The 19,335-nt window shown below is 69.7% G+C and carries 13 protein-coding genes; 4 read left to right on the forward strand and 9 right to left on the reverse strand.

Annotated elements, in window-relative coordinates; all coding sequences use genetic code 11:
* The first annotated feature begins 460 nt into the window (after nt 1-460).
* Nucleotides 461-4,198: a GH92 family glycosyl hydrolase gene (locus ACZ60E_RS16115; RefSeq protein ID WP_469441211.1), complete on the forward strand. Its 3,738-nt coding sequence runs from the start codon at nt 461-463 to the stop codon at nt 4,196-4,198.
* A gap of 29 nt (nt 4,199-4,227) precedes the next feature.
* On the opposite strand, the gene ACZ60E_RS16120 is transcribed toward ACZ60E_RS16115, so the two are convergent.
* From ACZ60E_RS16120 to acnA, 6 genes are all read right to left on the reverse strand, one after another.
* Nucleotides 4,228-5,598: a hypothetical protein gene (locus tag ACZ60E_RS16120; protein ID WP_469440960.1), complete on the reverse strand. Its 1,371-nt coding sequence runs from the start codon at nt 5,596-5,598 to the stop codon at nt 4,228-4,230.
* Nucleotides 5,599-5,867: 269 nt separating this feature from the next.
* Complete coding sequence (locus tag ACZ60E_RS16125; RefSeq protein WP_469440962.1) at nt 5,868-6,992, reverse strand: lytic polysaccharide monooxygenase auxiliary activity family 9 protein; 1,125 nt, start codon at nt 6,990-6,992, stop codon at nt 5,868-5,870.
* 252 nt (nt 6,993-7,244) lie between these two features.
* Nucleotides 7,245-8,576, reverse strand: a complete 1,332-nt coding sequence (locus ACZ60E_RS16130) for a DUF3500 domain-containing protein (protein ID WP_469440964.1) — start codon at nt 8,574-8,576, stop codon at nt 7,245-7,247.
* Nucleotides 8,577-9,177: 601 nt separating this feature from the next.
* Nucleotides 9,178-10,716 (reverse strand): sensor histidine kinase, encoded by a 1,539-nt coding sequence (locus ACZ60E_RS16135; protein WP_469440966.1) that lies wholly within the window; start codon nt 10,714-10,716, stop codon nt 9,178-9,180.
* Entirely contained in the window at nt 10,713-11,429 is a 717-nt protein-coding gene (locus ACZ60E_RS16140) for a response regulator transcription factor (protein WP_453791583.1), read from the reverse strand. Before ACZ60E_RS16140 ends, ACZ60E_RS16135 begins: the two co-directional genes overlap by 4 nt.
* 327 nt (nt 11,430-11,756) lie before the next feature.
* Entirely contained in the window at nt 11,757-14,471 is a 2,715-nt protein-coding gene (gene acnA, locus ACZ60E_RS16145) for an aconitate hydratase AcnA (RefSeq protein ID WP_107022185.1), read from the reverse strand.
* A 327-nt stretch (nt 14,472-14,798) separates the two neighbouring features.
* Here acnA and ACZ60E_RS16150 point away from each other — a divergent pair, with 327 nt between their 5' ends.
* From ACZ60E_RS16150 to ACZ60E_RS16160, 3 genes are all read left to right on the forward strand, one after another.
* Nucleotides 14,799-14,996, forward strand: coding sequence for a DUF4236 domain-containing protein (locus ACZ60E_RS16150; protein ID WP_453791581.1), 198 nt, complete (start codon nt 14,799-14,801; stop codon nt 14,994-14,996).
* A 63-nt stretch (nt 14,997-15,059) separates the two neighbouring features.
* Entirely contained in the window at nt 15,060-16,589 is a 1,530-nt protein-coding gene (locus ACZ60E_RS16155; RefSeq protein WP_384798258.1) for a helix-turn-helix domain-containing protein, read from the forward strand.
* A gap of 273 nt (nt 16,590-16,862) precedes the next feature.
* Nucleotides 16,863-17,915 carry a helix-turn-helix transcriptional regulator gene (locus ACZ60E_RS16160; RefSeq protein ID WP_469440970.1) on the forward strand — a complete coding sequence of 351 codons (1,053 nt, stop codon included), beginning with the start codon at nt 16,863-16,865 and terminating at the stop codon, nt 17,913-17,915.
* A gap of 65 nt (nt 17,916-17,980) precedes the next feature.
* On the opposite strand, the gene ACZ60E_RS16165 is transcribed toward ACZ60E_RS16160, so the two are convergent.
* The 3 genes from ACZ60E_RS16165 to ACZ60E_RS16175 all read right to left on the reverse strand — a co-directional run bounded on the left by ACZ60E_RS16165 (nt 17,981) and on the right by ACZ60E_RS16175 (nt 19,319).
* Nucleotides 17,981-18,496, reverse strand: coding sequence for a hypothetical protein (locus ACZ60E_RS16165; RefSeq protein WP_384798264.1), 516 nt, complete (start codon nt 18,494-18,496; stop codon nt 17,981-17,983).
* A gap of 239 nt (nt 18,497-18,735) precedes the next feature.
* Nucleotides 18,736-19,047 (reverse strand): response regulator transcription factor, encoded by a 312-nt coding sequence (locus tag ACZ60E_RS16170; protein ID WP_384798267.1) that lies wholly within the window; start codon nt 19,045-19,047, stop codon nt 18,736-18,738.
* Between the two features lie 104 nt (nt 19,048-19,151).
* Nucleotides 19,152-19,319, reverse strand: a complete 168-nt coding sequence (locus tag ACZ60E_RS16175) for a hypothetical protein (RefSeq protein WP_453791579.1) — start codon at nt 19,317-19,319, stop codon at nt 19,152-19,154.
* Nucleotides 19,320-19,335 lie beyond the last annotated feature (16 nt).

A 19,335-nucleotide genomic window follows, 5' to 3' on the forward strand; every position in this document is an offset into this window, starting at 1 on the left:
GCAACCACCTGCCCGCGACCGGTCGAACGATCGGGCGGACGCCGACAGGTATAGTCCACTTCCCGCCAACGGAGCAAGATCGAATGCACAGTTGGCCGACACTCTTTCCCGAAGTGAGACCTCGCGGAAATATGAGCTGCCCGCAGGCTTGTCACACAGGGCGTGATCAGGCAACGATCAGTGCCCGAACAGGTAGCCGACAGGTGGGCCCACGAGGGGGCCGTCGAGTCGGCTTTCGGCGGTACCCCCGTACGCCACATACAACACCCTTGACATCACTGGTCACTTGACTCCCTACTGGACCTGCGCAGCGAATTTGACAACGTTGTCCAGGCGCACGTGACAGGGAGGGTGCTGGCGCATGCACCACAGATCTCGGCAAGGGTCTCTGTACAGATCCCGGCTCGGAACGAGGCACGGGTGGGGTTCCACGGCGGTCCTCGGAGCGGCCGCATTCGCACTGGTGGTGGCCTCGCAGGGCGCCGCCGTAGCCCGTCCCGGTGAAGCGGCGGCGGATCGGGAGTTCGGTTCCTCCTTCGAGACGGGTGAACCCGCACCCGACTGGCTCAACACGGTCGACACCACGGCGGACGGCACCAAGCGCGCCTCGGGGGTCGACGGCGGGTTCAGCAGCGGCATCCCCGGCAATGTGACGGACCACGTCACGGAGGTCCGCGCGAGCGCCGAGAACACCGGCGGGGGCGAGGTGAAGGAGAACCTCACCGATGTCGAGCCCAGCACCAAATGGCTGACCTTCGCGCCCACCGGCTGGGTGGAGTTCGAGCTGGACGCCCCCGTCAAGCTGCTCACGTACGCGCTCACGTCGGCCAACGACCACGACGAGCGCGACCCCGTCGACTGGACCTTCCAGGGCTCCACGGACGGCAAGGACTGGAAGACCCTCGACACCCGGGCCGGCGAGTCCTTCGGCGAGCGGTTCCAGACGAAGTCGTACAAGCTCGGCGAACCGGCCGAGTACCAGCACTTCCGGCTCGACATCACCAAGAACAAGGGCGCCTCCGACGCCCTGCAGCTCGCCGACGTCCAGTTCTCCACGGGCGACGAGGAGGACCCGACGCCCAAGGACATGCTCTCCCTCGTGGACCGCGGTCCGAGCGGCTCCCCGACGGCCAAGGCGGGCGCGGGCTTCACCGGCAAGAAGGCGCTGCGGTACGCGGGCACCCACAACGCGGAGGGCCGCGCCTACTCGTACAACAAGGTCTTCGACGTGAACGTGGCCGTCGGCCGCGACACCGAGCTGGCGTACCGGATCTTCCCGTCGATGGCGGACGGCGACCGGGACTACGACGCCACGAACGTGTCGGTCGACCTCGCCTTCACGGACGGCACCCACCTCAGCGATCTGCGCGCCCAGGACCAGCACGGGTTCGCGCTGACACCGCAGGGCCAGGGCGCCTCGAAGGTGCTGTACGTCAACCAGTGGAACAACGTCACCTCGCGGATCGGCTCGGTCGCGGCCGGCCGGACCGTCGACCGCATCCTGGTCGCGTACGACTCCCCGAAGGGGCCCGCCAAGTTCCGCGGCTGGCTGGACGACGTGAAGCTGAGCGTGCAGAAGCCCGGGAAACCGAAGGCGCATCTCTCGGACTACGCGTCGACCGTCCGCGGCACCAACTCCAGCGGCGGGTTCTCGCGCGGCAACAACTTCCCGGCCACGGCCGTGCCGCACGGCTTCAACTTCTGGACCCCGGTGACGAACGCGGGTTCGCTGAGCTGGCTGTACGACTACGCGCGCTCCAACAACGCGGACAACCTGCCGACCGTCCAGGCGTTCAGCGCGAGCCACGAGCCGAGCCCCTGGATGGGCGACCGGCAGACCTTCCAGGTGATGCCGTCGGCCGCGTCCGGCACCCCGGAGACGGGCCGCACCGCCCGCGCGCTGCCCTTCAGGCACGAGAACGAGACGGCACGCCCGTACTACTACGGCGTGACGTTCGAGAACGGGCTGAAGACGGAGATGACGCCGACGGACCACGCGGCGGCCCTGCGCTTCACCTTCCCCGGTGACGACGCGAACGTCCTCTTCGACAACGTCACGGACCAGGCGGGCCTGACCCTCGACAAGGAGAGCGGCACCTTCACCGGCTACTCGGACGTCAAGTCCGGCCTGTCGACGGGCGCCACCCGCCTCTTCGTGTACGGGACCTTCGACGCGCCCGTCACCGAGGGAAGCTCCTCGGGCGTCAAGGGCTATCTGAAGTTCAAGCCCGGCGCGGACCGCACGGTCACCCTGCGCATCGCGACCTCGCTCATCAGCATCGACCAGGCCAAGGACAACCTCCGCCAGGAGATCCCGGACGGCACGTCCTTCGACAAGGTCAAATCGCGCGCCCAGCAGGCGTGGGACAAGATCCTGGGCAAGGTCGAGGTCGAGGGCGCGACCCCCGACCAGCTGACGACGCTGTACTCCAGCCTCTACCGGCTGTACCTGTACCCGAACTCCGGCTTCGAGAAGGTCGGCGGCAAGTACCAGTACGCCTCGCCGTTCTCGGCGATGCCGGGCCCGGACACCCCGACGCACACCGGCGCGAAGATCGTCGACGGCAAGGTGTACGTCAACAACGGCTTCTGGGACACCTACCGGACGACGTGGCCCGCCTACTCGCTCCTGACGCCCGGCCAGGCCGGTGAGATGGTCGACGGCTTCGTACAGCAGTACAAGGACGGCGGCTGGACCTCGCGCTGGTCCTCGCCCGGTTACGCGGACCTGATGACCGGCACGTCCTCCGACGTGGCGTTCGCCGACGCGTACGTCAAGGGTGTCGACTTCGACGCGGAGTCGGCGTACGACGCGGCCGTGAAGAACGCGACCGTCGTGCCGCCCTCCTCGGGCGTCGGCCGCAAGGGCATGACCACCTCGCCCTTCATCGGCTACACGAGCACCGACACCCACGAGGGCCTGTCGTGGGCGCTGGAGGGCTACCTCAACGACTACGGCATCTCGAAGATGGGCGAGGCGCTCTACAAGGAGACCGGCAAGAAGAAGTACAAGGAGGAGGCCGCGTACTTCCTCAACCGCGCCCAGGACTACGTCAACCTCTTCGACTCGAAGGCCGGCTTCTTCCAGGGCAAGGACGCCAAGGGCGACTGGCGGGTGGCCTCCGACAAGTACGACCCGCGCGTGTGGGGCTACGACTACACGGAGACCAACGGCTACGGGTACGCGTTCACCGCGCCGCAGGACTCGCGCGGGCTGGCCAACCTCTACGGCGGCCGGTCGGGTCTCGCGGAGAAGCTGGACACGTACTTCGGCACCCCGGAGACCGCCGGGCCCGAGTTCGTCGGTTCGTACGGGGGCGTCATCCACGAGATGACCGAGGCCCGCGACGTCCGCATGGGCATGTACGGGCACTCCAACCAGGTGGCCCACCACGTCAACTACATGTACGACGCGGCCGGCCAGCCCTGGAAGACCCAGAAGAACGTGCGTGAGGTCCTCTCGCGGCTCTACACGGGCAGTGAGATCGGCCAGGGCTACCACGGCGACGAGGACAACGGCGAGCAGTCGGCCTGGTACCTCTTCTCCTCGCTCGGCTTCTACCCGCTGGTCATGGGCAGCGGCGAGTACGCCGTCGGGTCGCCCCTGTTCAAGAAGGCGACCGTGCACCTGGAGAACGGCCGGGACCTCGTCGTGAAGGCCCCGAAGAACAGCGCGAAGAACGTCTACGTGCAGGGCCTGAAGGTCAACGGCAAGAAGTGGACGTCGACCTCGCTCCCGCACTCGGTGCTCTCGCGCGGCGCGGTGGTCGAGTTCGACATGGGGTCGAAGCCGTCCTCGTGGGGCACCGGCAAGAACGCGGCGCCCGTGTCGATCACGCAGGACGACAAGGTGCCGGCTCCCCGGACCGACGCCGTCAAGGGCGAGGGCCCGCTGTTCGACAACACGTCGAACACGAACGCCACCGTCACGTCCGCCGACCTGCCGACCGCCGACCCGGTCAAGGCGGTGCAGTACACGCTGACGTCGGCCGACGGGGCCAAGGCTCCCAAGGGCTGGGTCCTGCAGGGCTCGTCCGACGGAACCACGTGGAAGGACCTCGACAAGCGGTCCGGGCAGTCCTTCGCCTGGGACAAGCAGACGCGGGCCTTCTCGGTGACGGCACCCGGCACGTACGCCAAGTACCGCCTGGTCCTCGACGGTGAGGCGACGCTCGCGGAGGTGGAACTCCTGGGCTGACCCGGCCCTTCACCCGCACATGGCACCGGTTACCGCAGGACGGTAACCGGTGCCGTGTCGTTGGCGGGGTCGGGGTCGCGGCGATCGGTGTCGGCGGTGTCGATCACCCGCACACGGCCCTCGCCCGGGCCGCCGAGCCGGAGCGTGAACTCGAAGGTGCTCGACTCCCCCGCTGCGAGCCCGCTCGTCACGGGGCAGGAGTACGTGCCCTTGTCCAGCTCGCAGGAGGGCTCGTACACGTCCTCGTCGATGGCCTCCTCGGGCTGCTCGACCACGGTGGCGCCCGGTGGCGGGGTGAACAGCAGTCTGGTGCTCCCGGGGGTGGCGGGCCCGTTGTTTCGCACCTTCAGGCGCACGGAACGCTCGGTGCCCCGTGCGCCGCTCACCTCGACGGGGAGGACCTCGAAGTCGGCGTGGGTGTCGACCTGGACCTCGCTCCCCACGTCACCGCCGGCGAACGTCCCCTCCAGGTCGGGTCCCTTCGCGGTCGCGGCCGTCAGCCGCGGGCCGTCGCCGGGGTCGCCGCCCTCGGGTACGACGCTGTGCTGCGCGGGGCCCATGTCCAGGGCCCACGCCTGCTGGCTGAACGAGGTGTACAGCTGCGTGGTGGCGACGTCCAGCGTCAGATCCGGGCGGAGGACGACCGCCTTCCCGGCGGGGATGCGCAGCCCGGGGAACTCGCACACCGCGAGAGTGCCCTTCTGCGCCCCCGGATAGCGGCAGTTGCCGTGCCGGTCCTGGAAACTCAGGCCGCTGCCGACGGCGAGCATCAGCCCGACGCCCCGCACGGGCACCTCCCCGGTGTTGCGGACCACGAGGGGTGCGCGCAGGACGGAGCCGGGCCCGACGTCCTCGAACAGCTTCGTCGTACGCACCTTGACGACGGGTTCGCCGACGACGACCCGGGTGCGGGCGGTGAGCGTCCTCCCCTGCTTCGTACTGAAGCGGAAGCGGACCGTCTCGCTGTCGCCGGCCTTCCCTCCCGGGGCGGCGTACGGATAGACCCGGTCCAGGTCGGACCAACTGTTGTAGACGCCGCTCACCTTGCAGACGACCCGGGTGGCGGATCCGGAACAGCGGGGGTTCTTCTTGCGGATGTCCGAGATCTTGAGCCGTACGGCCTGCCCCGACCCGGTGACGTCCACGGTGAGCCGGTGGTCCTGCGTGCTGAAGTCCCTTTTGGCCTGTACGTCCTCGGCCTGGACGTGGAAGGGCATCTTCTTCTCGGGCCCGGAGTCGTCCCCGTGCGGCCGGAGATAGAACAGGTCCGGCACCGCGATCGACGACTTCTTCCCGGTGTCCGCGAGGGTGCCGCAGCCGGTGAGGCCGCCCAGCGTCAGCAGCATCACCAGTGCCAGACGGACGGCAGCCGGGTGCCGTACCGTGTCCCGCTCGTTCATGAGCCCTCCCGCGGGAGACCGTACCAACCTCAGAAGTGGCTCAAGATTCCAACTGGGCTGCCTGTGCGCTCCGTTGGAGAGGTAGAGTCGTTTTGAGACCACCGGACAACGTTGTCGTGTCCGTGGTCCGCACGACCTCATCCCCTCCGGCCAGGCATTCCCCCGACCTGCCCGGCTCGCGGACCCGGTGGATTACGGCCACCGGGTCCGCCCAGAGCAGCCCGGGAGAATCCCGCCCCCGGAGCGTACGGGGCCGGTCCCGGACCGGCTCAGCCCGGCCGGCACGGCAGAGCGGTCGCCGTATCACCTCCGGAGCCCTGGACGACGTAACCGAACGTCGTGCTCTCGCCCGGATCGAGCGACCCGTTCCAGTCGGCGTTGTGGACCATCACGTTCTGGCCGCTGTACGTGGCGTTGCCGCTCCAGAGACTGGCGACGGACTGCCCGGTCGGCAGTGACCAGTCGACCATCCAGCCGAGCAGCGGCACGTCACCGCTGTTGGTGACGGTCACCTCGGACTGGTAGCCGCCCGACCAACTGCCCGTCGTACGGCGGGCGGCGGAGCAGGCGCCGGCCGGGGGCTCGGTCGGGTTGCCCGGGTCGTGGATGCCGGTCACCTCTCCGTTGCCGCCGTCGAAGACGATGTCGGAGCAGGAGTAGAAGGTCTCCGCGCTGTCCGAGCGCTGCCAGACCATGTAGACGAGGTGGCGGCCCGACTTGCCCGCCGGAAGCCGCCCGGACCAGGAGTAGTTGGCCTCGACCGTGCCCGGGGAGCCGTTGAGCGGCGGGTGGTCGACGCTCAGGAACGGCTGTGCCTCGATGTCGTTCCAGGTGAGCGCCTTGGTCGGGTCGTAGCCGTCCTTGGTGAGGTAGACGTAGAACCAACCCGGGTGCGCGGCCCAGGCGTTGTAGGAGAAGTCGACGGTCGCGCCCGAGGTGAGGTGGGTGAGCGGCCAGTCGGCGCTCGGGGTGTTGAAGCCGGTGAAATTGGTGTTGCCGCCGCTGCACAGTTCGCCGTCGGGCACGAAGCCGCGGGTGCGGCCGGCCCCGTCGGAGCGCAGGACCGAGAACCAGTTGTAGAACGGCGTCGTGCCGCTGACCTGCTGGGCCGCCTTGCAGGCCGGGTTGATCGGCTTGATCTCACCGGTGTCGGTGAGCGCGTCCTGCCAGCACAGGAAGGTGCGGCTGGCGGGCTTCATCGGGGTGCCGTGGGCCTCGGCCTCGCCGCCCGCCGAGACGACCAGACCGAGGGCCGGGACCGTGGCGACCAGGGCCAGCAGGATGAGGAGGAAGGCTCTGCCGCGGGCGGGAAGCGGGAAGCCGCGCAGCGGTGAGCGGCGTGGGGGGCGTGGGGGGCGCTCGGGTGGCGGGGCCGGAGTGATTGTCAGGCTCATGACAGTACTGACCATCCCTTCGTTCACAGGCCGTGTGGGGTGCGCGTGGTGTACGTGCGGGATGTGTGGGGTGGGGGCGGTCCCGGGGCGGGTTCCGGTCCACCCGGAATGGGAGCGCTCCCACCCCACGTGCTGTCGAAGCTAGCGCGGCGCGATGCACATGTAAACGGCTGACGCGCGAGGGCCGCACCCGGACGGGTGCGGCCCTCGCGATGACGGGTGACTCTCGGACGCCCGGGGCGCCGGGTCCCCTCAGCGGTGGTGAGGGGACGTCAGGTAGTGCTGTCGCAGGAGCTCCTTCCCGTAGTCGTTGCCGTTCGGGGTGCGGATGACGGAGTGGACGTGCATCTGGGTGGCGCCGCTGCCCTGCGAGGCGCCGTACGCGCCCGCGAGCGGGCCGGGGGCCTGGCAGTCGACCTCCACCCAGACGACCGGGCTGTGCACCCGGACGTAGAAGGCGGAGTCGTCCGCGATGCCGCCCGACCAGGTGACGTGGGTGTCGTTCAAGTGGGCCCGCACTTCGGCCAGTCGGGCCCTGGCGACATCGGCCTTGGCCCGGCCCGTGAAGGCCTCGACGATGCCGAGGAGCTTGAGCTTCTGGGCGCCGGTGAGGGCCGTGCCGCGGATGCCGGTGTACTCCTGGACGGCGTTGTCGGCGAAGGCGCCGGCCTTCATGGACTCGTTCGACTTGGTCGTGGACTCGACCGCGACCGCGCGCTGGGCCGCGGTGAGGGAGTTGATGAAGGCGAGGCTCGCCCTCACCTCCTCCTTGCACACGGAGACGGTCGTGCCGTCGATCTCCATCTCGGTCGGCTCCGAGCCCCAGAAGCAGGGGCTCATGACGACCTGGCCGCCGAGCACGAAGTAGTTGATGACCAGGTGGTGCCCGTCGAACTGGAAGCCCCAGGGCTCGGTGGCGGACGGCGTGCCCATCACCGTGTAGTAGAAGGCCTCCTCGTTGAAGGAGTTCGTGTTGTCGATCGCCTCCCCCGCGGCCTGGTTGATCCTGCGGATCCTCTCCGTGGTCTCCAGGCCCTCGGCACTGAGGGCAGACTTCAACAGGGCCTTGCCGAGGGCCTGTTGCTCGTCCGAGAGGTCGGCGATCGAGACGCCCTGGCGGTCGTACGCGTCGACGTTGCTCCACAGCCGCCACTCGGTGGAGTGCACGGTGAACTGCGTCGACGACTTCTGGGTGGCGCTCAGCCCGGCCAGGAAGGCGTTGGCCGCGGCGATCACCGGGGCGGTCGTGACGCCCTCGGAGTGGAACGTGAAGAGGTCGTCGATCCTCTTGCCGTCGGTGGTCAGGCCGAAGAAGTCCTCGGTGATGGACTGGTTGCCGGGACCGCCCGCTCCGCCGGGACCTCCGGTGGGGGCGCCGCTCGGGGCGGCCGACGCGGTCGCGTCGGTCTCGTCCGCGGCGAGGGCTGCCCAGGCGCCGGCGCCGCCCATCGTCGCGACGGCGGTGGCGCCGCCGGCGAAGAAGACCTTGCGCATGAAGTTGCGCCGGCTCGCGTGGGCCTGACGCCCTGTCTGTCCCGGCTGTGCCGGCTGTTCCGCGGGCTCCTCGGTGTCGGGCTCGGTCATCGCAGCTGGCTCCCTCTACGCCGTGGACCGGTCCCTGGCGGACGGCCGCGTGGAATGACTGTGGGCCGCCAACCTGAGGCTCAGCTGAAGCGGGGGGTGGGGGGTGTTGGGTTGGGTTGGGTACGAGTGCGGGTCGCGTTGTGGCTGGCCGCGCAGTTCCCCGCGCCCCTTAAGGGCGAAAGGCAACAGACTGCGCAGTTCCCCGCGCCCCTGAGGGGGCGAGGGCCGGAACGCGGGAAACGGCGCGTACCCCCGGGCCGGGGCGCAGCCCCGCCTTTGAGGGACGCGAGGAACTGCGCGGCCAACCCCCACACACCCGCACAAGACTCCCGGCCCGCAGACCCTCGACCGGGGCACAGCCCCGCCCTTTAGGGGCGCGGGGAACTGCGCGGCCAGCCGCAACGCGCCCGCACTGGACTTCCGGCCTGCAGACCTCTTGGGCCAAGGCGCAGCCCCGTCCCTGAGGGGCGCGAGGAACTGCGCGGCCAGCCGCCACGCGCCCGCACTGGAATTCCGGCCTGCAGGCCCCTCGGGCCAAGGCGCAGCCCCGCCCTTTAGGGGCGCGGGGCTTCCGGCCCGTGGGGTCCGGGACGCTTGGTGGTCAGTGGGGGTCGGGGCGGGGGTCGCTCGTGGCCAGTGCCGTCGGAGGAGGCGCCGAGGGTGCCTCCACGAGCGCGTGGGGCGGCGGCAGCGTGAGCGTGAACTCCGTGCGGCCCGGAACGCTCTGTACGTCTACGTGGCCGCCGTGGGCGCTCGCGATGGCCGCGACGATGGCGAGGCCGAGGCCGGAGCCGCCGTCGGCGGGGGTGTTCCGGGAACGGGACACGTCGCCCCGGGTGAAGCGTTCGAAGACCGCGGGCAGCAGGTGCGCCGGGATGCCGGGGCCGTCGTCGCGGACACGGATCACGCAGTGCGCCTCCGTGGCCTCCACCGACGCGACGACCGTCGTACCCGTGGGCGTGTGCACCCGCGCGTTGGCCAGCAGGTTGGCCACCACCTGGTGGAGGCGGGCCTCGTCGCCGCGGACGAGCGCGGGGGTGTCGAGGAGCAGCGCCAGTTGCCAGTCGTGGCCGCCGCCCGCCGCCCGCGCGTCCCACACCGCCTCGGCGACCAGCGCCGCGAGGTCGACCTCGGACGACTGGAGCGGGCGCCCCTCGTCGAGCCGGGCGAGCAGCAGCAGGTCCTCCACGAGGCCCGTCATGCGCGCCGACTCGGCGGAGACCCGCCGCCAGGCCAGCGTGGGCTCGATCCGCTGGGTGCCGCGGTTCATCAGCTCCGCGTATCCGGCGATGGACGCGAGGGGCGTACGGAGTTCATGGCTGGCGTCCGCGAGGAAGCGCCGCATGCGTTCCTCGCTGCGCTGGCGTTCGGCGAGCGAGGACTCCACGTGGTCGATCATGCGGTTGAGCGCGGCGCCGACCTGCCCGGCCTCGCTGCCGGGGTAGGTGTCCCGTTCGCGTACCCGGGTGAGGCCGGTGACCGCGCCCCGGCCCAGCGGGACCCGCGAGACCTCGACGGCGGTGGCGGCCACCCTGCCCAGCGGCCGCAGTTGACGGCGTATCACCACGGCGCAGACCACGCCCGCGGCGGCCAGGCCGAGTGCGCCCGCCACGGCCTCGATCAGGACGAGGCCGCCGATCATGTCCTGTACGTCGTCCATCGGGAGCCCGGTGAGTACGGGGACGCCGTCGCCCGCGATGGCGGTCACGCGGTAGGTGCCGAGGCCGGGGATCGTACGGGTGTGCAGGGAGCCGTCGGTGGCGATGCCGTCCAGGGCGGCGCGCTGGGCGGTGGTGAGGGTCTGCTGCGTACCGTCGTCCGTGACCACCTGGGCCGCGATGACCTGTCCGGTCCCGTCGGCATCGGCATCGGCATCGAAACGGGCGGCCAGCGTGCCGACCGCCTGTCCGCGTTCGTTCAGGAAGCCGAGGTCCGTGTCGTCGCCCGTACGGCGTTGCAGTCCGCCCTGGCTGCGTTCGGCGGCGTCGGTGACGCGCTGGTCGAGGTTGCCGATCAGGTAGGCGCGCTGGGCGAGGACGGTGGTGAGCGCCATCGCCGCGCAGACGACGACCAGGGTGACGCCGATGAAGAGCAGGAGACGGGTGCGCAGGGAACGCCGTTCCGGCAGACGCGGCCTCATCTGCCGTCCCCCGGCGGTCTGATGGCGTACCCGACGCCCCGGACGGTGTGGATCATCGGTGTCCGCCCCTTGTCGATCTTTCGGCGGAGGCTGGAGATGTAGACCTCGACGAGGTTCCCGCCGCCGTCGAAGCAGCTGCTCCACACCCGGTCGAGGATCTGGGTCTTGCTCAGCACCTGGCACGGGTGGCTCAGCAGCAGGCTGAGCAGGTCGAACTCCTTGGCGGTGAGCTGGATCCGCGTACCGTCGCGGTGCACCTCACGGGTCTCCTCGGTCAGCACCAGGTCTCCGAGGGCCCGTACGGAACCGCCGGACCTGCGGTCCTCGGCGCCCGAGCGCCGCAGCAGTGCGCGCAGCCGCAGTACGACCTCCTCCAGGGAGAAGGGCTTCGTCACGTAGTCGTCGGCGCCCGAGGCGAGGCCGTCGATGCGGTGTTCCAGCGCGTCGCGCGCGGTGAGCATCAGGACGGGCAGCTTCGGGTTCTCCTGGCGCAGCCGGCGCAGGACCTGGATGCCGTCCAGGTCGGGGAGCATTCCGTCGAGGACGACGGCGTGCGGGGCGCGGGCGCGGGCCACGCGCAGCGCGGAGCGGCCGTCCGGTGCCGGGTAGGGCTGCCAGCCTGCTTCCGTGACGGCCACGGAGAGCAGTTCGGTCAGACCTGGTTCGTCGTCGACGATCAGCACGCGTACGGGCTCGGTTCGGGTGCCAGACATGTGGTGATCCTGTCCCCTTCGCCTGGGAGCCCCCTGTGCCCAACCTGAGCCCGAGCCATGCGTCTGCGCGTCCGCTTGCAGCCCCTGAAAAGCGCGGGCCCACTGTGGCGCGCTGCAAAGTGCGGGTCCGTCGTGGCTGGCCGCGCAGTTCCCCGCGCCCCTTTAAGGGCGAAAGGCAAACGACTGCGCCGTTCCCCGCGCCCCTGACGGGGCGAAGGCGCAGCCGAGCCTTCAGGGGCGCGGGGAACGGCGCGAGGGCAAGAGCGGAGGGCCGCACCCCCCGTCCTGCGGGGGGGTGCGGCCCTCCGGTGTCGTGTCGGGGCGCGCCTACTTGGCGATCAGGCTGCGCAGCACGTACTGCAGGATGCCGCCGTTGCGGTAGTAGTCGGCCTCACCGGGGGTGTCGATGCGGACGACCGCGTCGAACTCCACACCGGTGTCGGTGGTGACCTTGACCGTACGGGGGGTGGTGCCCTCGTTCAGCTCGGTGATGCCGGTGAAGGAGAAGGCCTCCTCGCCGGTCAGACCCAGGGACTCGGCGGTCTGGCCCTCCGGGTACTGCAGCGGGATGACACCCATGCCGATGAGGTTCGAGCGGTGGATGCGCTCGTACGACTCGGCGATGACGGCCTTGACGCCCAGGAGCGCGGTGCCCTTGGCGGCCCAGTCGCGGGACGAGCCGGAGCCGTACTCCTTGCCGGCCAGGATGGCCAGCGGGGTGCCCTGCTCGATGTAGTTGCGCGAGGCGTCGTAGATGAACGACACCGGGCCGTCCGCCTGGGTGAAGTCGCGGGTGTAGCCGCCCTCGGTGCCCGGCGCGATCTGGTTGCGCAGGCGGATGTTGGCGAACGTGCCGCGGATCATGACCTCGTGGTTGCCGCGGCGCGAGCCGTAGCTGTTGAAGTCACGACGCTCCACACCGTGCTCGGTGAGGTACTTGCCGGCCGGGGTGTCGGCCTTGATGGCACCGGCCGGGGAGATGTGGTCCGTGGTGACCGAGTCGCCCAGCTTGGCGAGCACACGCGCGCCGGTGATGTCGGAGACCGGGGTGGTCTCCATCGTCATGCCCTCGAAGTACGGGGGCTTGCGCACGTAGGTGGACTGCGCGTCCCACTCGAAGGTGTTGCCGGTGGGGATGGACAGGGCCTGCCACTGGGCGTCGCCCGCGAAGACGTCCTGGTAGGACTTGTTGAACATGTCCTCGCCGATGGTGTTCGCCACCACGTCGTTGACCTCGGCCTCGGTCGGCCAGATGTCTTCGAGGAAGACCGGCTTGCCGTCCTGGTCGGTGCCCAGCGCGTCCTTGGTGATGTCCACCTTCATGGAGCCCGCGATGGCGTACGCGACGACCAGCGGCGGGGAGGCCAGGTAGTTCATCTTGACGTCGGGGTTGATCCGGCCCTCGAAGTTGCGGTTGCCGGAGAGGACCGAGGTGACCGCGAGGTCGTGCTCGTTGACGGCCTTGGAGACCTCCTCCGGCAGCGGTCCTGAGTTGCCGATGCAGGTGGTGCAGCCGTAGCCGACGAGGTTGAAGCCGATCTTGTCGAGGTAGGGGGTGAGCCCCGCCTTGTCGAAGTAGTCGGTGACGACCTTGGAGCCCGGGGCGAGCGTGGTCTTGACCCAGGGCTTGCGGGTCAGGCCCTTCTCCACGGCCTTCTTCGCGACGAGCGCGGCGGCGACCATGACGTACGGGTTCGAGGTGTTGGTGCAGGAGGTGATCGCGGCGACGGTGACGGCGCCGTGGTCGATCTCGTACGTCGAGCCGTCCGCGGCCGTGACCGTGGTCGGGCGGGACGGTACGCCGTTGCTGCTGGCCGGGGCGTCGGAGGCCGGGAAGGACTCCTTGCCCGCCTCGTCGTCGTCCTCGACGTAGTTGCGGACGTCCTGCGCGAACTTCTGCGAGGCGTTCGCGAGGACGATGCGGTCCTGCGGGCGCTTCGGGCCGGCGATAGACGGGACGACCGACGCCAGGTCCAGCTCCAGCTTCTCGGAGAAGTCGGGCTCGGCGGCCGGGTCGAGCCAGAGGCCCTGTTCCTTGGCGTACGCCTCGACGAGCGCGACCTGCTGCTCGTCGCGGCCGGTCAGGCGCAGGTACTTCAGCGTCTCGTCGTCGATCGGGAAGATCGCGGCGGTGGAGCCGAACTCCGGCGACATGTTGCCGATGGTGGCGCGGTTGGCGAGGCTCGTGGCCGCCACACCCTCGCCGTAGAACTCGACGAACTTGCCGACGACACCGTGCTTGCGCAGCATCTCGGTGATCGTGAGCACGAGGTCCGTGGCGGTGGTGCCGGGCGTGAGCTCACCGGTCAGCTTGAAGCCGACGACGCGCGGGATGAGCATGGAGACCGGCTGGCCGAGCATCGCGGCCTCGGCCTCGATGCCGCCGACGCCCCAGCCGAGCACACCGAGGCCGTTGACCATGGTGGTGTGGGAGTCGGTGCCGACCAGCGTGTCGGGGTACGCCTGGCCCTTGCGGACCATGACCGTACGCGCCAGGTGCTCGATGTTGACCTGGTGGACGATGCCGGTGCCCGGCGGGACGACCTTGAACTCGTCGAAGGCGGTCTGGCCCCAGCGCAGGAACTGGTAGCGCTCCTTGTTGCGGCCGTACTCCAGCTCGACGTTCTGGGCGAACGCGTCGTGCGTGCCGAACTTGTCGGCGATGACGGAGTGGTCGATGACCAGCTCGGCCGGGGCCAGCGGGTTGATCTTCGCAGGGTCGCCGCCGAGCTCCTTCACGGCCTCGCGCATGGTGGCGAGGTCCACGACGCAGGGCACGCCGGTGAAGTCCTGCATGATCACGCGGGCCGGCGTGAACTGGATCTCCTGGCTGGGCTGGGCCTGCGAGTCCCACCCGCCGAGAGCACGGATGTGGTCGGCGGTGATGTTCGCGCCGTCCTCGGTACGGAGCAGGTTCTCCAGCAGGACCTTGAGGCTGTACGGAAGGCGGGCCGAGCCTTCCACCTTGTCCAGCCGGAAGATCTCGTAGGACTCGTCGCCCACGCTGAGCGTGCTACGGGCGTCGAAGCTGTTCGCCGACACGACAGTCTCCTTCATTCATGTGCGCGTACCACCGCATCCTGCCGCCACGCCCTCTTGGCCGATCCGCTAAGGTCAGGCTAAGTTAGGTAACCCTTACCGGTCTCGGGCGGCTGCGGCACGCCTCGGCAGATATCTCGATGTCGAGATAACTCTAGTACATGACCGCCGGACGGTCATGCCCGGAGGGCGTGTGCCCCCTCCCGATGGATTCAGTGATGCCCGGCCGGTCCGGCGGGGTGGGCCCGAACCCGGCCCGGCCGCAAGGGTGTTCGGCGTACCGACCGGCATTCGGGGTACCCGGAGGCGGACGACGAGAAGGGGGCACCCATGCCGCTCACATTCCGCAAGAGCTTCCGGATCCTGCCCGGAGTACGGCTGAACATCAACAAGAAGTCGTGGTCCGTCACCACCGGCGGCAAGAACGGCCCCAAGCACACGCACAGCAGCACGGGGCGCCGGACGACCTCGATGGACCTCCCCGGCCCCTTCGGCTGGCGTCGCACCTCCCGCGCCAAGCGCCACTGAGGCACCGTCACCCCATCGGACCCCTCCGGATGCGGCATCTCATATGTGAGATAGCCTGCCGTCATGGCAGACGACTACCTCGTACGCATCGGCAAGCTCATCCGTGACGCCCGTCAGCATCGGGGCTGGACACAGACGCAGCTGGCCGAGGCGCTCAGCACCAGCCAGAGCGCGGTGAACCGTATCGAGCGCGGCAATCAAAACATCAGCCTTGAGATGATCGCCCGAATCGGTGAAGCGCTGGACAGCGAGATCGTCTCGCTCGGCTATGCCGGCCCGATGCATCTCCGTGTGGTCGGCGGACGCCGGCTCTCCGGCTCGATCGACGTCAAGACCAGCAAGAACGCGTGCGTGGCGCTGCTCTGTGCGACGCTCCTGAACAAGGGCCGCACGGTGCTGCGCCGCGTCGCGCGCATCGAGGAGGTGTACCGCCTTCTGGAGGTACTGGGCTCCATCGGCGTACGCACCCGGTGGATCAACGGTGGCGTGGACCTGGAGATCGTGCCCCCGGCCGAGCTGGACATGGCCTCCATCGACGAGACGGCGGCCCGCCGCACCCGCTCGATCATCATGTTCCTCGGCCCGCTGCTGCACCGCATGGACGGCTTCAAGCTGCCGTACGCGGGCGGCTGCGACCTCGGCACGCGCACCATCGAGCCGCACATGATCGCGCTGCGCCGGTTCGGCCTGGACATCGCGGCCACCGAGGGCATGTACCACGCGCGGGTGGACCGCAAGGTGACACCGGGCCGCCCCATCGTGCTGACCGAGCGCGGCGACACGGTGACGGAGAACGCGCTGCTGGCCGCCGCCCGCCACGACGGCACGACGGTCATCCGTAACGCGTCCTCCAACTACATGGTCCAGGACCTGTGCTTCTTCCTGGAGTCGCTGGGCGTCCGGGTGGAGGGCATCGGCAGCACCACGCTCACCGTGCACGGCGTGCCGAACATCGACGTGGACGTGGACTACTCGCCGTCCGAGGACCCGGTCGAGGCGATGAGCCTGCTGACCGCCGCGGTCGTCACGGAGTCCGAGCTGACCGTGCGCCGGGTGCCGATCGAGTTCCTGGAGATCGAGCTGGCGGTCCTGGAGGAGATGGGCCTCGACCACGACCGCACGGCGGAGTACTTCGCCGACAACGGCCGCACGCGCCTGGTGGACCTCACCGTGCGCCCCTCGAAGCTCGAAGCGCCGATCGACAAGATCCACCCCATGCCCTTCCCGGGCCTGAACATCGACAACGTCCCGTTCTTCGCGGCGATCGCGGCCTCCGCGCAGGGCCAGACCCTGATCCACGACTGGGTCTACGACAACCGCGCGATCTACCTCACGGACCTGAACCGCCTCGGTGGCCGCCTCCAGCTCCTCGACCCGCACCGCGTCCTGGTCGAGGGCCCCACACGCTGGCGCGCCGCGGAGATGATGTGCCCGCCGGCGCTGCGCCCCGCTGTGGTGGTCCTCCTCGCGATGATGGCGGCGGAGGGCACGTCCGTCCTGCGGAACGTGTACGTCATCAACCGCGGCTACGAGGATCTGGCGGAACGCCTCAACTCGGTGGGAGCGCAGATCGAGATCTTCCGCGACATCTGACCGACGCACGGTGCCGCCCCGCCCTCTCCTGACCAGCCGGTCAGGAGAGGGCGAGGCAAATCCTCAACTCGCCGTCGTACAAGGCCTGATCGACCAGGCGTCCGCCAGCCACTAGATTCCCAGCCATGAGCCTGCTTCCGCGGTCGCCCGTCCCGTTCGAGGCGATCCGCAGCCCGTGCGGGCGACCGGTCGGCCCCTACGCGGCAGCCGGGAGACGTTGAGTGCGATGAGGATGCGGCACGTGTTCATGTGGGTATCAGGAGCGGAGGACTGATGGCGAACCAGCAGACCGATGACAACGTTTTCGCTGTGGGGGACACACTCGGCGCCGAGGAAGTGGCCGTTTACCGCTGGCTGGCCCTGCACGGTCGGTTAGACCCGGCCCGGATGGCCGAGGAGACGGGTGTCGACGAGGCGGCGGTGGGCGGAGCGGTGGACTACCTCGTCCGCATCGGCCTGGTGCACAGGGGCGAGGAGGACGACGACCGGCTCTGGGCCGTCGACCCGCATCTCGTCGCGGCGGTGGCCACCGCACCGGTGGAGCGGGCCATCGCCGAACAGCAGACGCAACTGCGGGTCTTCCGCGACCAGTTCGCCCAGTTGGCGGCCGACTACCAGGAGGGCAGACACGGTGTCTCCACGGACCTGGAGACCATACCCGGGCTCACCCAGGTACGGGCCGCGCTGAACCGCGCGGCCGAGCAGTGCCGCGAGGACATGGTCACCGTGCAGCCCGGCGGCACCCGCCCGCCCGAGGTGCTCCAGGACGCACTGCTGCGGGACAGCCAGATGCTCGCCCGGGGGGTGCGGATGCGGACCGTCTACCACCACACCGCCCGCTTCAACAGCCCCAGCCAGGCGTACGTGGCCACGGTGAGCGCACTGGGCGGTGAGTACCGGACCGCCCACCAGCTCGTCGGCCGGATGATCATCTTCGACCGGGAACTCGCGTTCATGACCAACCGCAACGACCGGCTGGGCGCGGTGGTGGTCAGGGAGCCGTCGGTCGTGCACTTCCTGTACGAACTGTTCGAGCAGGTGTGGTCGCAGTCCCAGCCGTTCTCCGACGCGGTCACCGACGGCCTGGAGGCGGTCGCCAAGGACCTGGACCGCACCATCCTTCAGCTGCTGGCGACAGGGCTGAAGGACGAGACGATCGCGCGACGGCTCGGCATGTCCCTGCGCACCACCCGCAAACACATCGCCGACATGATGCAGGCCCTCGGCGCCGAGAGCCGTTTCCAGGCCGGCGTCGCGGTGTCCGCGCGGGGGCTGCTGAACGACGACGGAGAGCCGGACGCGGCACCCGCCGCGGCTCCGACCTGATCCGGCGGCCGTCCGGGGCCGATCCGGGGGCGGTCCCCGGGGACTGCCCCCGGGGGCGTACGCCGTCAGTCCGGCACCTCCAGGTGCAGTTCGAGCAGGGTGGTCGGGGCGTGGATCTCCGACAGCCGGTAGGTGTGGTCCCGGGGCACGAAGAGAGTCCCGCCGGAACGCAGCCGCATGCCCAGCGGGTGCGAGGGGCCGGGTGCCGGGTCCTCACCGACACGCGACAGGACGCACCGGCAGGCCCCCTCCAGGAACGTGACCGTGCGCTCGGCGCCGTTCGGCGCGCTCTCCACGACGGGAGAGTCCGCCGACAGGAAGCGGAAGAGGGGACGCACGCGCAGCTGCAGCCTGCGGCCCAGCTCGGCCGCCAGGTCCTCCGTGCCCGGTCCGCCCGGCACGGAGGACTCGGCGTCCGGCTCCGGACGGGCCGGGCGGGGCAGCTCCAGCAGGGCCGACAAGGTCTTCGGATCCTCGGGCCACAGCAGGGCCGGCCCCTTGGCACCGTTGGCCGCCACGCACAGCGCCAGCTCCTCGACGAAGGACTGGATCGGCTGGCTCAGAGCTCGCTGTCCGGGCACGGTTCTCCGATCTCGCCGCAGGTCCGGGCGATGCTGGGGGAATGAGGTGTGCCGGGGCGCCACGACGCACGGACACACGGAGGGAAGGGGGGAGGTGCTGTCTCGGCGCCACTGCGACCGCGGTCACCGAGGTCGCGGTCACTGCGACCGCGGTGAGGATTCTGCCGCTCGGAGATCGGTCCCGACAGTCACGTGTTCACGTGTCGTCCGGCACCCGCGGCGGCGCACCTGACCGCCGGTCAGGCCTGAACCCGGTCGGGCAGGTCGGGCAGATCGGGCCGGTCGGGAAGCTTCGGCGTCGCCAGGAGCCCCATGTCCTCGATGGCGCTCATGAGGGAGCCCTCGACCGACAGCGCCAGCAGCAACAGATGCATTCGATTCCGGGCCCCGGTTTTCGCGCGTATCCGGCGAAGGTAGGTGTCGACGGTGTGCGGACTTACGTTCATGCGCCGGGCGATCTCGCCGTAGGTGGCTCCGCGCGCTATGTGTCCGAGCACTTCTCTTTCCCGGTCACTGACTTTGCGGACAGCTTCCCGCAGTTTATCGCTCACGGAGTCGAGCGCCCTTTCTCTGTTTGATTCCCGCGTTCCGGTACCTGTCGGAGCATGGGCTCCGGAACTCGTCACGGGCCGGCTGCTGTGCACGTACCCGCAGGTCACTGCGGAGCGCGACCCCAGCCGCTGTCGTCGGGCTCGATGGAGGCCGTCGCCCGGACGTCGGCGCTCCGGGTGTCGGCGGCGGCGGTGGCGGCGGCCGTGGCGGAGACGGTGCCGACCGTCAGCGCGAAAAGAACAGTGGCCACGAACAGGCGGACAGACTTCATGATTTCTCCTGGAATT

This window comes from Streptomyces sp. NPDC102514 (assembly GCF_055584525.1).

What these genes read in the sequence shown, in the direction of transcription:
- ACZ60E_RS16120 (WP_469440960.1), bottom strand. Translation starts at nt 5,598, where the DNA reads ATGAACGAGCGGGACACGGTACGGCACCCGGCTGCCGTCCGTCTGGCA.
- ACZ60E_RS16125 (WP_469440962.1), bottom strand. Translation starts at nt 6,992, where the DNA reads ATGAGCCTGACAATCACTCCGGCCCCGCCACCCGAGCGCCCCCCACGC.
- ACZ60E_RS16130 (WP_469440964.1), bottom strand. Translation starts at nt 8,576, where the DNA reads ATGACCGAGCCCGACACCGAGGAGCCCGCGGAACAGCCGGCACAGCCG.
- ACZ60E_RS16135 (WP_469440966.1), bottom strand. Translation starts at nt 10,716, where the DNA reads ATGAGGCCGCGTCTGCCGGAACGGCGTTCCCTGCGCACCCGTCTCCTG.
- ACZ60E_RS16140 (WP_453791583.1), bottom strand. Translation starts at nt 11,429, where the DNA reads ATGTCTGGCACCCGAACCGAGCCCGTACGCGTGCTGATCGTCGACGAC.
- ACZ60E_RS16150 (WP_453791581.1), top strand. Translation starts at nt 14,799, where the DNA reads ATGCCGCTCACATTCCGCAAGAGCTTCCGGATCCTGCCCGGAGTACGG.
- ACZ60E_RS16155 (WP_384798258.1), top strand. Translation starts at nt 15,060, where the DNA reads ATGGCAGACGACTACCTCGTACGCATCGGCAAGCTCATCCGTGACGCC.
- ACZ60E_RS16160 (WP_469440970.1), top strand. Translation starts at nt 16,863, where the DNA reads ATGGCGAACCAGCAGACCGATGACAACGTTTTCGCTGTGGGGGACACA.
- ACZ60E_RS16175 (WP_453791579.1), bottom strand. Translation starts at nt 19,319, where the DNA reads ATGAAGTCTGTCCGCCTGTTCGTGGCCACTGTTCTTTTCGCGCTGACG.